This is a genomic window from Brevundimonas sp. (genome assembly GCF_041648115.1).
Taxonomy (GTDB): Bacteria; Pseudomonadota; Alphaproteobacteria; order Caulobacterales; family Caulobacteraceae; genus Brevundimonas.
Genome location: NZ_JBAZPR010000006.1, coordinates 1 through 12874, shown reverse-complemented (window position 1 = coordinate 12874; position 12874 = coordinate 1). Strand labels below are relative to the sequence as shown.

The 12874-nt window shown below is 67.8% G+C and carries 14 protein-coding genes; 5 read left to right on the top strand and 9 right to left on the bottom strand.

The features are described from left to right. From WC597_RS06640 to WC597_RS06630, 3 genes are all read right to left on the bottom strand, one after another. Window positions 1–741, bottom strand: a complete 741-nt coding sequence (locus tag WC597_RS06640) for a hypothetical protein (RefSeq protein ID WP_372692534.1) — start codon at window positions 739–741, stop codon at window positions 1–3. A gap of 121 nt (window positions 742–862) precedes the next feature. Further along, window positions 863–1573, bottom strand: coding sequence for a DUF6456 domain-containing protein (locus tag WC597_RS06635; protein ID WP_372692533.1), 711 nt, complete (start codon window positions 1571–1573; stop codon window positions 863–865). Beyond that, the gene (locus WC597_RS06630) at window positions 1570–1926 is read right to left on the bottom strand and encodes a chromosomal replication initiator DnaA (protein WP_372692532.1); all 357 of its coding nucleotides are present in this window, start codon (window positions 1924–1926) and stop codon (window positions 1570–1572) included. The genes WC597_RS06635 and WC597_RS06630 overlap by 4 nt, the downstream gene beginning before the upstream one ends. A 381-nt stretch (window positions 1927–2307) precedes the next feature. On the opposite strand from WC597_RS06630, the gene ctrA reads away from it, so the two are divergent. Together ctrA and WC597_RS06620 are read left to right on the top strand one after the other, a co-directional pair. Continuing rightward, window positions 2308–3009 (top strand): response regulator transcription factor CtrA, encoded by a 702-nt coding sequence (ctrA, locus tag WC597_RS06625; protein WP_135193504.1) that lies wholly within the window; start codon window positions 2308–2310, stop codon window positions 3007–3009. A gap of 179 nt (window positions 3010–3188) precedes the next feature. Further along, window positions 3189–3572 (top strand): hypothetical protein, encoded by a 384-nt coding sequence (locus WC597_RS06620; RefSeq protein WP_372692531.1) that lies wholly within the window; start codon window positions 3189–3191, stop codon window positions 3570–3572. Between the two features lie 184 nt (window positions 3573–3756). Here the strand turns inward: WC597_RS06620 and WC597_RS06615 are convergent, their stop codons facing one another. From WC597_RS06615 to WC597_RS06605, 3 genes are all read right to left on the bottom strand, one after another. Next, entirely contained in the window at window positions 3757–5121 is a 1365-nt protein-coding gene (locus WC597_RS06615) for a serine hydrolase (RefSeq protein WP_372692529.1), read from the bottom strand. An 85-nt stretch (window positions 5122–5206) separates the two neighbouring features. Further along, window positions 5207–6529, bottom strand: coding sequence for an ATP-binding protein (locus tag WC597_RS06610; protein WP_372692528.1), 1323 nt, complete (start codon window positions 6527–6529; stop codon window positions 5207–5209). Further along, window positions 6517–7233 carry a response regulator gene (locus WC597_RS06605; RefSeq protein WP_372692527.1) on the bottom strand — a complete coding sequence of 239 codons (717 nt, stop codon included), beginning with the start codon at window positions 7231–7233 and terminating at the stop codon, window positions 6517–6519. Before WC597_RS06605 ends, WC597_RS06610 begins: the two co-directional genes overlap by 13 nt. A gap of 195 nt (window positions 7234–7428) precedes the next feature. Between WC597_RS06605 and WC597_RS06600 the strand changes: the two genes are divergently transcribed. Beyond that, the gene (locus WC597_RS06600) at window positions 7429–7629 is read left to right on the top strand and encodes a hypothetical protein (RefSeq protein ID WP_372692526.1); all 201 of its coding nucleotides are present in this window, start codon (window positions 7429–7431) and stop codon (window positions 7627–7629) included. A 90-nt stretch (window positions 7630–7719) separates the two neighbouring features. After that, a complete protein-coding gene (locus WC597_RS06595; RefSeq protein ID WP_372692525.1) occupies window positions 7720–7968 on the top strand; it encodes a hypothetical protein in 249 nt (82 codons plus the stop codon). A gap of 80 nt (window positions 7969–8048) precedes the next feature. Here WC597_RS06595 and WC597_RS06590 read toward each other — a convergent pair whose 3' ends face one another. The 3 genes from WC597_RS06590 to fliI all read right to left on the bottom strand — a co-directional run bounded on the left by WC597_RS06590 (window position 8049) and on the right by fliI (window position 11066). Continuing rightward, the gene (locus WC597_RS06590; RefSeq protein ID WP_372692524.1) at window positions 8049–9122 is read right to left on the bottom strand and encodes an endo-1,4-beta-xylanase; all 1074 of its coding nucleotides are present in this window, start codon (window positions 9120–9122) and stop codon (window positions 8049–8051) included. Between the two features lie 182 nt (window positions 9123–9304). Further along, entirely contained in the window at window positions 9305–9715 is a 411-nt protein-coding gene (locus WC597_RS06585) for a flagellar FliJ family protein (protein WP_159846005.1), read from the bottom strand. A 7-nt stretch (window positions 9716–9722) separates the two neighbouring features. Then, a complete protein-coding gene (fliI, locus tag WC597_RS06580; RefSeq protein WP_372692522.1) occupies window positions 9723–11066 on the bottom strand; it encodes a flagellar protein export ATPase FliI in 1344 nt (447 codons plus the stop codon). Between the two features lie 204 nt (window positions 11067–11270). On the opposite strand from fliI, the gene WC597_RS06575 reads away from it, so the two are divergent. Beyond that, a complete protein-coding gene (locus WC597_RS06575) occupies window positions 11271–12785 on the top strand; it encodes a methyl-accepting chemotaxis protein (protein ID WP_372692521.1) in 1515 nt (504 codons plus the stop codon). The last annotated feature ends 89 nt before the right edge of the window (window positions 12786–12874 follow it).

Below are 12874 nucleotides of genomic sequence, written 5' to 3'. Positions count from 1 at the left end.
TCAGAACGGGTCCATCGAACGCACGTCGCCCGAGGCCGAGACGGTGCAGCGCGAACGATACGAGCCGGTCGCCATCGTCAGCTCGAAATCGCCGCGCCCCAGGTCGCGCACGCCGATGGGCACGCTGGAGCCATACGGGCGGTTCTGGAACTCGTCGGCGCGACGCGAGCAGGCCTGACGCGCGGCGTATGGGGCGTTCTGCATCCAGCCGCTGTTGGCGTGGCGGCGGTTCTGACCCTCGTCCTCGCCGGCCAGGAAGCCTTCGTGATAGCCCTCGGTCTCGTGGTTGGCGTCGTAGTCGGCGCCGTGCAGGGCGGCCTCGTAACCGCGCTGATATTCCCGGTCGTGGTCGCCGTCGGCGTCGCGGTGGCGGCTGTTGTGGGCGGCGATGGCGGCGGCGAGGCCGACGATGGCGACCCCCGCCGCGATCGCCGTGGCGTTCGACCGATCCGATCCGCCCGATCCGCACTCGCTGCGGCCCGCCTGGTTGATCGAGGCGTAGCGGCCGTCACGCGTCATGATGGACACGCAGTCGTTCCCATTGCGCCAATAGGTCATGCGGCCGTCGCCGACGACCTCGGACCGATCCGTGGCCTGATAGCCGCGACGGTTCAGCTCGCCCTCGGCCTGGCCCGCTCGGGCGCCGACCATGTCTCTGAGCGCAGAGGGCGTCTGGGCCGCCGCCGGCAGCGCGGTCGCCAGCATCAGGGTGGACAGGGCGCAGGCCAGGGGACGGGACATGGGGAGATCTCTGGTGGGGCAGGACAACCTGAAGGCGATGCCATAGCCGCCCCGTTTCGGAAATCCTCGCTGTGTTCGAGCGCCGATTTTTTGGGGTGCAATCTGTGCACTTTGTTTCAAATCATCCAATCCCATAGTGGTCCGCCAAGGCCTGCAGCGCCTGTTTCAGCACCGTCTTGCCCTGGCGGCGGCGCAGGCCCAGGCCGGTTTCGGCCAGTTGCAGGCTGTCGCCGTGGATGCAGATGCGGGTGAGGATGGGGCGCAGGCGCGGGCCGACGGCGGTCAGCGCTGCCTCGACCCGCCGGGCGGCGGACAGGGCGCGGTCGGTCGGCTCCATCCGGGCGGCGGTGCCCGATCCGCTGTGGGGCAGGGCGTCCCAGCGCATGGTCAGGGACGGGCCTTTCATCGCCTGTTCGGCCTCGCGCCGCAGACGCTCGCCGGCGGCGGCCTCGGCCGGGGTCAGCCAGGGGCGGCCCGAGGCGTCCTTGCGCCGCGCCAGCCAGGCGATGGGGCTTTCGCCAAGATTGGCGCGGTGGCGCACGATGCGGCCGTCAGCCTGGATCAGTTCGCGCTCGCCCGCGACGAAGCCGGGACGGCCGGGAGAAGGGACAGTCGCTTCGTCGGCCATCGTTCGCGCCGTCCAGCCGCCGCCCGGTCGCGCGCGCAGGCCCGGCTGATCGACCAGGGCGCGGAACTCGGCCTCCGTCAGGGTCAGGCTGATGCGGCTGCGGCGATCCGCCGACAGTCTCAGCGCATAGACCCCGCCGTCGGCCCCCAGCCAAGCGCCGGGCCGGGTAATCAGGCCGCGCGCGCGTTCCAGCAGCCGGCTCATTGGGCCAGGTCCAGGCGAGGGGTCTGGTACAGGCCCTGGATGCAGGTCTCCAGCTCGTTCAGCAGGTCGTCGACGGGACGCCGTTCGCGCTCGTCCTCGACCCAGCGGCAGGCGGTTCCGACGCTGGCGCGATTGACGCCGAAGACGTGGCTGACCCGCTCCAGCGTCCAGCCGAAGGCGACGTGCGACAGATACATGGCCAGCCAGCGCGGCCGGGCGGCGCGCGGGTTCATCCGGCCGCCGCCGATCATCTGCGACGGCTGCGCGCCCGTGCGCGCCGCCACCAGATGGACGGCCAGCCCCGCCTTGACCCGGTCTTCCTCGCTGACCGGCACCCTGTAATCCTCCAGCATGAAACGCCTCCCTCTCTCGCACTTCGATGACGGCAGCATAGAGGGCTGCCGACCTTGAGGTAGGAATAAAGTCCTATTACACGTCAAAACCGGACGTGACGCCTTGCCCGCCTTGAGGTTGTGCAGGCGACCCTATGTCGGATGTCGGTGGATGGAAGGGACGAAGCGACCAGGCTGCGCGACGCCGGCCGGCGCAACATGGTTAATAAATTTCGAATCGTTGACTCCAACCCCTCGACGGCGATTCGCAAATCACCCTAGATTCGACTCAATCGGATGGCGTTAACCCTTCTTAAGGTTTTCACGTCTTAACTTGCGAACAAGGTTACCCGGACGTTCGTCGGGGTGGTTACCGCAAAGCTTTTGCCTGGAGGGGCACGTATGCGCGTCCTGTTGATTGAAGACGATCACGCAACCGCCCAAAGCATCGAACTGATGCTGAAGTCGGAAGGCTTCAACGTCTATACGACGGACCTGGGTGAAGAAGGCATCGATCTGGGCAAGATCTATGACTACGACCTCATTCTTCTTGACCTGAACCTGCCGGACATGAGCGGCCTGGAAGTCCTGCGCCAGCTGCGCGTCGGCAAGGTCAACACCCCGGTCATGATCCTGTCGGGCAGCCACGAGATCGAAACCAAGGTCAAGACCTTCGGCGGCGGCGCCGACGACTATATGACCAAGCCCTTCCACAAGGACGAGCTGATCGCGCGCACCCACGCCGTGGTCCGTCGCTCCAAGGGGCACGCCCAGGCGATCATCCACACCGGCGAGATCGCCGTGAACCTGGACGCCAAGACGGTCGAGGTGAACGGTCACCGCGTCCACCTGACGGGCAAGGAATACCAGATGCTGGAGCTGCTCTCGCTCCGCAAGGGCACGACCCTGACCAAGGAAATGTTCCTGAACCACCTGTACGGCGGCATGGACGAGCCCGAGCTTAAGATCATCGACGTCTTCATCTGCAAGCTGCGCAAGAAGCTGGCCACCGCCGCCGACGGCAAACACTATATCGAAACCGTCTGGGGCCGCGGCTATGTGCTGCGCGACCCGTCCGAGAGCGTCGTCACCGTCGCCGCCTGATCGGTCTTCGATCCGCCGATTTTGAAACGCCCGCCGGAAACGGCGGGCGTTTTGCGTTTCGGCGTCGAGGTCATCGATTGAGCCGGCATCGCGACGGTTGACGTCTAGTGCTGCGACGACCACAACCTGAAATATCTATCGGGGCCATGTTCGGCTGATCTCGATCTCCGAAAGGGATGATGGCCAAATACAAGCCGATCGATTGCGGTCCATTGGCGGTCAGCCTCGTCAACGATGCGATGGGTTGGTCTCTGCGCCCTGCTCCCGTCCATTTCTCCGCATCGGCTCAGGAACATGCCGAAGATCGGCATCCTGCCGACTATGCGCTCTGCATTCGACACATCGGCCAGATTCTCCAGGCGCCCGATTGGGTGGGGCAGGGGCCGAAGGATCGCGAGGGCTTTGTCATGGTCCGCCGCATCGCCGTCGCCAAGGCGATCCTGCTGGTGACGATCAAGCTCAAGCCGGACGACCTGGGGCGATATGTCGTCGCCAGCACCTATCGGGTGTCGCAGCACGATCTGGATGGCCGCGTCGCCAAGGGTTACTGGCTGCCCACATAAGCAAAAGGCCCCGCCGATGACGGGGCCTCTTTTCCAATCCGACGGCGGGTTCCCAAGGTCCCGCATCTCTTTCGGCTTTCGCCTACTTTACGCCGTCGTGAGACGGAGTGTGTGAGGAGGGAGTTCTCACCTCATCAGATCAGGCCTTCAACCTAGCCTTGAAACGGCGAAATTTCAAGACCGGTCACTGCCGCTTGGCGGGCATGTCGCGGCCGCCCTGGTGCAGGACCAGGCCATCGACGGCGCTGGCAGCATCGCGGGTGAAGGTGATCTGGGCGTCGACGGCGGTCAGGTAGAAGGCGTCCTCGGCCTCCGCCGTCAGTTCGAAGGCCGGCTGTCCAGTGGCCTGGGCCATCAGCTTGCCGTCCACGACCGAGATCGTCAGGGCGAAAGTCGGGGCCAGGTTATAGACGCCCTCGTAGCCCTTGAGCACGTCGGGCGAGAGGGCGACGGCGCGGCGTTCGCTGGGCAGGGTGACGGTCCCGCCGCGCGCCAGGGTCACCAGGGCGGCGCCCAACTTGTCCGGCGCCTCGCCGTTCAGATTGCCCAAGACGATGACGGCGGTCCGGTCGCCCGGATCATAGGCCATATAGGTGTTGAAACCCTCGATGGCGCCGTTGTGCCAGACCAGCTTTTTGCCGTCGGCCTGGGTGACCAGCAGACCCATGGCGTAGCCGCTGCGAACGGGGGTGGTCAGGGCGGTCATCGACTGGGGGTTCAGCACCCGCCCGCCGAACAGGCCCTGTTCCCATTTCAGCAGGTCATGGGTGGTCGAATAGAGCGCGCCGGCGCCCATCGGGATGCTCATGTCCACATAGTCGGCGTTGATGACGCCGTCGTCGCTCGGGGTATAGCCGGAGGCGCGGCGCGGAAGGATGGCGTCGTGGCGGTCATAGCCGCTGTCGCTCATGCCCAGAGGGGCGAACAGATTGGCGGTGACGAAGTCGGCATAGGTCTGGCCGCTGGCCGCCTCGATGATGGCGCTCAACAGGACATAGCCCGAGTTGGAATAGGCGAAACGCGAGCCCGGCGCGAAGTCCAGCGGTCGGTCGCTGAACCGCGCGATCAGTTCGGCCGTGGTCGCCGGTCGGGTTTTCAGCGCCTCATAGTCGTCGAAGGCGGTGAAGTTGGGGATGCCCGCCGTGTGGCTGAGCAGATGGCGCGGGGTGATGGCGTCCCAGGCGGCTGGGGCGTCGGGCAGCCAGGTCTTGATCGGCGCATCCAGATCCAGCTTGCCCTGCTGGTTCAGCAGCATGACCGCGACGGCGGTGAACTGTTTGGTCAGGGAACCGAGACGGAACCTGGTGTCGCCGTCGTTGGGGATGTTCCATTCCCGATTGGCCAGGCCGTAGCCCTGATCCAGCAGGATGCGCCCATCGCGCGCGACCAGGACGGCGCCGGAAAAGGCGTCGGCCTCGCTGGAGGCGCGGACCACCTGATCCATGCGCGCGACGTCCTGGGCCGCGACGGGACCGACCGCACACGCCAGCGCGCTGAAGGCGATCAGCAAGACCGCGCTGCGACGACGGGCGGGAAGGAACTGGGGCAAGGGCGGTCTCCTGAGCGCGTCACGGTGACGCTTTCAGGGAGAGGCGTCGAGCGATCGTTCTGGATGCAGGCCCGGCGGATTTTTGTCAGGTCTCGAACGTCAACGTCGCCTCAAGCCCGCCGCCGTCGGCATTGGCAAGGGTCAGCTGGGCGCCGGCGCGGTCGGCCATGCGGCGGGCGATGGTCAGGCCCAGGCCCGAGCCGCCGCTGTCGCAAGAGCGTGACGGGTCAAGGCGATAGAAGGGTTCGAACAGGCGCTCCAGTTGGTCCGGCGACACGCCGGGGCCGTGGTCGCGCACGATCAGGCGGAGGGTCCGGCCGTCCCGGACGGCGCTAACGGCTGCATCGCCGCCGTGGCGGACCGCGTTGTCGATCAGATTGGTCAGGCAGCGGCGCAGGGCCTGGGGGCGGGTCGGGACGACGGCGTTGCAGCCCTGAGTGAAGGCGACGGGCTGGCCCGCCTCGGCCGCGTCTTCGCAGATGGCGGACAGCAGGGCGTCCAGATCGACGGGGGTCACGGCCTCGACCGTGGTCTCGATCCGCGCCAGATCCAGCCCCTCGCGGACCAGATGATGCATTCCCGCCAAGTCGGTGATGAACTGGGTGCGCAGGGTCTCGTCCTCGATCTTTTCGACGCGCAGCCGCATCCGGGTCAGGGGCGTCTGCAGGTCGTGGGCGACGGCGGCCAGGACGCGGGTGCGGTCCTCGATCATGGTCTTCAGCTGGGTCTGCATGGCGTTCAGGGCGGCGGCGGCCTGGCGCACCTCGCGCGCGCCCTCCTCGACCAGGGGCGGGCGGTCCAGATCGTGGCTGAGGGCGACGGCGCCCTGGGACAGACGGTTCAGCGGTCCGGCCGCCAGGCGCGACGCCATCCAGCCAGTCAGCAGAACGGCGGCCAGACCGGCGAACAGCAGGGCGACGGCCTCGCGGCTGAGCGTCCAGAGGCGTGGTGCGGGCGGCAGGCTGATGGCGACCGGGACGGGCGCGCCATTGACCGGACGCAACACCAGGATGCGACAGCGCAGACGATCGGCCGCCGCGCCGCACGCCCCGGCTGAGGCCTCGAACGCCTTGACCGAGACCCCGTCGACGCCCCGCCGCTTCAGCGCCTCGGCCACCGCATGGGTCAGCGACGGATCGGGCGCGCCCAGCCTCTGACCGGCCGCGTCCGGCAGACCGTCGGTCAGGCTGGCGGCGGGATCGTCGCTGGAGCCGGCCAGGTCCACGATCCGTTCGGCGGTGGTGAAGTCATGGGCCTGGGACAGGCGATGGCGATGGTTCAGGCCCAGGGCGGCGAAGGTCACGCCCGCCGCCAGCAGGGCGCCGACCAGCAGCAGCAGGAACAGCCGCGTGGTCTCGGCCTCGGCCCGGCCGTGGCGCGGGGTCAGGCGCGCCCCTAAGCGCGCCATGTGACGGGTCCGACCAGCATATAACCCAGGCTGCGCACCGTGCGGATCAGGGCCGGGGCCCTGGCGTCGTCGCCCAGCTTCTGGCGCAGGCGGCTGACCCTCAGATCGATGGCGCGGTCGTCGGCGTCGGCGACGGTGGACAGGGCGCGGATCCGCTCGCGCGACAGAGGCTTGCCGCCGTTCCTGACCAGGGCGTGCAGCAGGTCGAAGTCTGCGCCCGACAGCGGGGCCAGCCGCCCGTCCGGCGCGGTCAGGGCGCGGGCGGCGATATCCAACGACCAGTTCGAGAAGTCGGCGTGACGCCCCTCCATCGCCGTCGCCTCGCCCCCCGTGCGCCGCAGGACGGTGCGGATGCGCGCCACCAGTTCGCGCGGCTCGAACGGCTTGGCCATATAGTCGTCGGCGCCCATCTCCAGACCCACGATCCGGTCGATGGGATCGCCCCGCGCCGTCAGGATGATGACCGGGGTGCGCGAGACGGCTCGGATGCCGCGACACAGCGACAGGCCGTCCTCGTCCGGCAGGTTCAGGTCCAGCACCACCAGATCGACCGGTCCCGCCTCCAGCGCCGCCTTCATGGCCCGGCCGTCGGCGGCCTTCACCGTGCGAAACCCGTGCTGCTCCAGATGGTCGGACAACAGGTTGCGGATCTCGCGGTCGTCGTCGACGACCAGAAGGACAGGGGCGGCGGCGGTCTGGGACATTGGCGTTCGGCGAGCAGTTTGAAGCGCGATCTGTCGTCCCGTCTCATGGCCAAAGCGCGGCGGATACAGTCGGACACAAATCTGTTCGCGCCCGACACGCGGCGACACCGACTGGCCCCGAACCGGCCGGACGGCGGTCCGAAACAGTGACTGTCCGACACGAGGCCGGACGCAAAACACACAGAAAGACCCGCCATGAAGTCCTTCCGTTCCACCGCCGCTTTCGGCGCCGCCGCCTTGGTGATCCTGACCAGCGGCGCCGCCTTCGCCGGCACGCCGTCCGCCCCGTCGTCGGGTTCTCACGCCCGCCCCGCCGCCTCGGCCCGTGCGCATTCGCATCGCCAGGTCAGCCACGCCCGTCATCACCGGGCGATGACCCCCGCCAAGAAGAAGTAGGCCCGACGCCTATGACGTACTGCCGGTTTCCCCCGGCCGGCAGGATCCCGACTACGTTGAACTTCTGAACCTCAAACGAAAGACATCGACATGAAAACCTTCCGCACCGCCGCCGCCGTTTCCGCCGTCGCCATCGCCGCCCTGACCAGCGGCGCAGCCTTCGCAGGCACGACCCCGGCGCCCTCGACCGCCATGACCGCGCGTCCGGCCGCGACCGCCTCGGTCACGACGCCCGCGCCGTCGGCCCGTGCGCCGCGCGCGCATCGTCGGGGTCATCAGGCCCAGGCCCAGACCTCGGTCCAGGCTCCGGCGACCGTGACCGCCAAGCCCAAGAAGTAAGCCTAACACCCCTCCGGCTCGCAAAGAAACGCCCGGTCGTCGCAAGACGGCCGGGCGTTTCCGTATTCAGAGGCCTGTATTCAGGCGGGGGTCTTGAAGCCGGCCACGATGGCGGCCGCCATCGGGTTGGGGCGGCCGAAGCTGTCGAAGGGCAGGGGCTTGTCCTTGCCGTCGTCCTTTTCGCCCTGGCGATACCAGCTATCGGTGTCGCGCAGGCCCCAGACGGTGAAGGCGAACTGCTGGGCCCTGGGCAGGGCGGCGAAGGCCGAGGCCAGTTCGGTGACGCGCGCGCCTTGTGCGGCAATGCGGTCGGCCTGGCTGCGCATGTCCAGCCGGTTTTCGGTGCGCAGGGTGCAGTCCAGCTCCGACACATGGATCGGCAGGCCGAACTGGGCGACCTCGCGCATATAGGCTGCGATAACGCCCTCTGGGATGTCGATCCACAGGTGGGATTGCAGTCCCAGACCCTGTAGCGGGCAGCCGGCCTTCAGCAGACGTTCGACCAGTTTCAGGAACTGCGCGCCCTTGGCCGGGACGCTTTCCTGATTGTATTCGTTCAGGAACAGCAGGGCTTGCTGATCCGCGATTCGGGCCTTTTCGAAGGCGCGCAGGATATAGCCGTCCTGGCCGTAACGGGCGCTCCAGTGGCAGTCGCGCATGGCCGAGCCATCGTCCAGGATCGGCTCGTTGACCACGTCCCAGCTGCGGACCTTGCCGCGATAGCGACCGGCGACCGCGGCGATATAGCCGTCGAAGGCGCGGTCGAAGGCGGCGTCGTCCAGACCGGCGAAGGCCTCTTTCCCTTGCGAATACCAGATCAGGGTGTGGCCGTGCATCGCCATGCCGTTGGATTGGGCGAAGGCGGCGATGCGGTCGGTGCGGTCGAAGTTCGGATGGTCCAGGCCGTTGGCCAGGATGTATTCCATCTTCATCTCCCACTCGGGCGTGAGCTGGGAGACGTTGGCGCGGGCAAGCGTGATCCAGTCGGGGTCGTCGATGTGGCTGGCCTTGATACAGGTCCCGACCGGGCAGGGGATCAGGGATTTCAGCGGCGGGACGTTCGGCGGCGTCGGCTCGGCCGAGGCGAAGCGGTCGCAGGCGGCCAGGGGCAGAGCCAGAGATGAGGCGAGGATGGTGCGGCGGGAGATCGACATTCTATTTTCCCTCCCCCTGCGGGGGAGGGGGGCGGAGGCGTAGCCGACGCCGGGTGGGGCGGGCCAGGCAACGCCCCACAGAGCTGTCTTGTCTTAAATCCGTGCGACGGCGACCTGCCGCCCTCACCCCGTCGCTGCGCGACGTCCCTCCCCCGCAGGGGGAGGGAGAAATCTGACGGGTGTCAGACCGCACGTTTCCGCAGGCCCAGTTCGTCGAAGGCGGCGGTTTCGCGTTTGGCGATGGCGACCAACTGGCTGAGGCGGGTGGTCTCGGCGACGTGTTCGAACTTCTTCAGCTCTTCGAAGGCGCCGGTCAGGGCGTCGCGGGCGCCGGCTTCCTCGGCGTCGAGCACGGTCAGGTCGCCCTCGGCCGCAGCCTTGCGGGATTTCCAGCCGTTCAGATAGGCGCCCAGCATCATGCCGGCCTCGGCGTCCATGCGGGCGCGGTTGCGTTCGCCCTCGGCCTCGGCGTCCAGGACGGCGATGCGGATCTCGGCGTTGGCGCGGCGTTCGGTGATCTCGGCCAGGCGCTTCTGCAGCGTCTCGACCTCGTAGTTGGAGATGCGGATCAGGGATTGGGCCCAAGCGGTCATTTCGTCGTCACTCTCTGATCATGCCTTGATTGAGGATGTCCTCTAGCCGGGTAAAGGAATCGGAAAGACGCGTGGCGTCGTCCTTGTCCTGACCCAGAAAATCTTCCAGCGCGGGGTTCAGCGCGATGGCGCGGTCCACGATGGGGTCGGCGCCTGTGCGATAGGCGCCGATCTTGATCAGCTCTTCCATATTGGCATAGGCCGACAGGCACTGACGCGCGCGCTTGTTCAGCTCGCGCTCGGGCGGGGTCTGGCAGGCGGGCATGGTGCGGCTGACGGACTTCAGCACGTCGATGGCGGGAAAGCGCCCGCGCTCGGCGATCTTGCGATCCATGACGATGTGTCCGTCCAGAATACCGCGCACGGCGTCGGCGATCGGCTCGTCATGGTCGCCGCCGTCCACCAGGACGGTGAACAGGGCGGTGATCGGCGCCGCCGTCGTGCCGTCGGGACGCACAGGGCCAGGGCCGGCGCGCTCCAGCAACTTGGGCAATTCGGTGAAGACGGTGGGGGTGTAGCCCTTGGTGGTCGGGGGTTCGCCCGCCGCCAGGCCGATCTCGCGCTGGGCCATGGCGAAGCGGGTGACGCTGTCCATCAGGCACAGCACCTCCAGATCCTGGTCGCGCAGATATTCGGCGATGGCCATGGTCATATAGGCCGACTGGCGGCGTTTCAGGGCCGGCTCGTCCGAAGTGGCGACCACGACGACAGCGCGTTTCAGCCCCTCTTCGCCTAGTGTCTCTTCCACGAACTCGCGCACCTCGCGGCCGCGTTCGCCGATCAGGCCGACCACGACGGCGTCGCAGGTCGCCTGTTTGGCCAGCATGGACAGCAGCACCGACTTGCCCACGCCCGACCCGGCGAAGATGCCCAGGCGCTGGCCCCGGCAGGTGGTGGTGAAGACATCCATCGCCCGCACGCCCAGGTCCAGACGCTCGCCGACACGGCCGCGCGAATGGGCCGGCGGGGGCGGGGCGCGCAGGGGATAGGGGGCAGGACCCTGGGGCAGCGGTCCCTTGCCGTCGATCGGCTGGCCGAAGGCGTCGATGATGCGGCCCAGCCAGGCGGTGGTGGGGCGCACGCTGGCGGCCTGGTCGATGATGCGGATGTCGGCGCCGGGGGCCACGCCCTCGACCGGGCCGAACGGCATCAGCAGGGCCTTGGAATCGCGGAAACCGACGACCTCGGCCGGCAGGGGGGAGTGGCCGCGCCGGCTGATCTCGGCCCGGGCGCCGACGGCGAGACGCGACAGGCCGCCGCGCGACTCGATCAGCAGGCCCGACACGCCCGCGACCTTGCCGGTCACGACCAGCGGATCGATCGCTTCGACGGCGGCGACGAGATTGCGCAAAAAAAGACCCCAGGAACAGGGGTTCAGAGATGCGCCATCGTGGTTAACGAGCGGTGAAGGTTGGCGCGCGCGCCTGGGTTTAACGTAGAGTCCCTGAGTAGTCGTACGTGCGACTTTTCGACCGCCTCGAAACACTTCGGAAACGATTCGGGGCGCTACTATTGCAACCTGAACGGGCATCCGCCTGGGGGACGGGGTTGGGACATGTTTGCGAAACGACGGCTTGACCAGTCTCAGGCGCGGGATCGCCTGATTGACCTGGATGGCAAGATGGCCGCCATCGGCCGTTCCCAGGCGGTGATCGAGTTCAACCTGGACGGCACGATCATCGACGCCAACCCAAACCTGCTGACCACGATGGGTTACAGTCTGGACGAGATCCGTGGCGCCCATCACCGCCAGTTCATGGACCCGGCCGAGGCCGCTTCGCCCGACTACGCCGCCTTCTGGCGCGAGTTGAACGCCGGTCAGTTCCTGGCGCGCAAGTTCCGGCGTCTGGCCAAGGGGGGACGCGAGGTCTGGCTGCAGGCCTCCTACAACCCGGTCTTCGGCCCCGACGGACGGCCGACGAAAGTCATCAAACTGGCCATCGACATCACGGCCGAAGAACAGGAGGCCGCGCGCCGCGAGACCCAGCGGATCGAGGCGGAGCAGGCGCAGAACCTGCTGGTCGAGGCCTTGGCCGGCGTCCTGGCGCGGCTGTCGGCGGGTGACCTGACGGCGCGTATCGATGCGCCGGTGCAGGGCGCGCATGTCCGGGTGCGCGACGATTATAACGCCGCCGTCGAAAGCCTGCGCCAGACCCTGGGTCAGGCGCTGCGGGCCGTGTCGGGCCTGAGGGGCGGGGTGGGCGAAATCTCCAGCGCGTCCGACGACCTGTCGCGCCGCACCGAACAGCAGGCCGCCAGTCTGGAAGAGACGGCGGCGGCGCTGGATCAGATCACCGCGACTGTGAAACGCAGCGCCGACGGCGCCAAACAGGCCTCATCGGCCGCGGTGGGCGCACGGGCCGAGGCCGACCGCTCGGGCGAGGTGGTGCGCCAGGCCATCGCGGCGATGGACGGCATCAAGCGCAGCTCGACCCAGATCAGCGACATCATCGGCGTGATCGACGAGATCGCCTTCCAGACCAATCTGCTGGCCCTTAACGCCGGGGTCGAGGCGGCGCGGGCGGGCGAAGCGGGGCGGGGTTTTGCGGTGGTCGCATCCGAAGTGCGCGCCCTGGCCCAGCGCTCGGCGGAGGCCGCGAAACAGATCAAGACCCTGATCACCACCTCGGGCCAGGAGGTGGCGCAAGGGGTGAACCTGGTCAACGAGACCGGGTCGGCCCTGTCGGCCATCGCGGTCAAGGTCGCCGAAATGGACGCCCTGATCTCCGAGATAGCCGCCTCGGCTCAGGAACAGGCCACGGGTCTGAGCCAGGTCAACAGCGCCGTCAATCAGATGGATCAGGTCACGCAACAGAACGCGGCGATGGTCGAGGAAACCACGGCCGCCGCCATGAGCCTGAAGACCGAGACCGAGCAACTGGCCCAACTGGTCGAACGGTTCGACACGGGCGAGGCGCAGGTTCAGACACGGGTCCACGACCTGTCGCAGGGTTCCGGCCCCGTCCCCCTTGCCCGCGAACGCGCCCGCATTCGCGCCTATGCGGGTGGGGCTTCAACATCAGCGTCGGGGTGGGATGAGCGGAATAAGGGTCAGGCCGGTTCGATCTGAACCCGGTCCGCTCGCGTCATCGCGATGGCCCCGACCGAGGCGGCGACGATGGCGGCGATGGCGAGCCATTGCTGGCCGGTCAGGTGTTC

Excerpts from the sequence above, each read along its gene's own strand:
- WC597_RS06640 (WP_372692534.1), bottom strand. The coding sequence starts at position 741 with ATGTCCCGTCCCCTGGCCTGCGCCCTGTCCACCCTGATGCTGGCGACC.
- WC597_RS06635 (WP_372692533.1), bottom strand. The coding sequence starts at position 1,573 with ATGAGCCGGCTGCTGGAACGCGCGCGCGGCCTGATTACCCGGCCCGGC.
- WC597_RS06630 (WP_372692532.1), bottom strand. The coding sequence starts at position 1,926 with ATGCTGGAGGATTACAGGGTGCCGGTCAGCGAGGAAGACCGGGTCAAG.
- ctrA (WP_135193504.1), top strand. The coding sequence starts at position 2,308 with ATGCGCGTCCTGTTGATTGAAGACGATCACGCAACCGCCCAAAGCATC.
- WC597_RS06620 (WP_372692531.1), top strand. The coding sequence starts at position 3,189 with ATGGCCAAATACAAGCCGATCGATTGCGGTCCATTGGCGGTCAGCCTC.
- WC597_RS06610 (WP_372692528.1), bottom strand. The coding sequence starts at position 6,529 with ATGGCGCGCTTAGGGGCGCGCCTGACCCCGCGCCACGGCCGGGCCGAG.
- WC597_RS06605 (WP_372692527.1), bottom strand. The coding sequence starts at position 7,233 with ATGTCCCAGACCGCCGCCGCCCCTGTCCTTCTGGTCGTCGACGACGAC.
- WC597_RS06600 (WP_372692526.1), top strand. The coding sequence starts at position 7,429 with ATGAAGTCCTTCCGTTCCACCGCCGCTTTCGGCGCCGCCGCCTTGGTG.
- WC597_RS06595 (WP_372692525.1), top strand. The coding sequence starts at position 7,720 with ATGAAAACCTTCCGCACCGCCGCCGCCGTTTCCGCCGTCGCCATCGCC.
- WC597_RS06590 (WP_372692524.1), bottom strand. The coding sequence starts at position 9,122 with ATGTCGATCTCCCGCCGCACCATCCTCGCCTCATCTCTGGCTCTGCCC.
- WC597_RS06585 (WP_159846005.1), bottom strand. The coding sequence starts at position 9,715 with ATGACCGCTTGGGCCCAATCCCTGATCCGCATCTCCAACTACGAGGTC.
- WC597_RS06575 (WP_372692521.1), top strand. The coding sequence starts at position 11,271 with ATGTTTGCGAAACGACGGCTTGACCAGTCTCAGGCGCGGGATCGCCTG.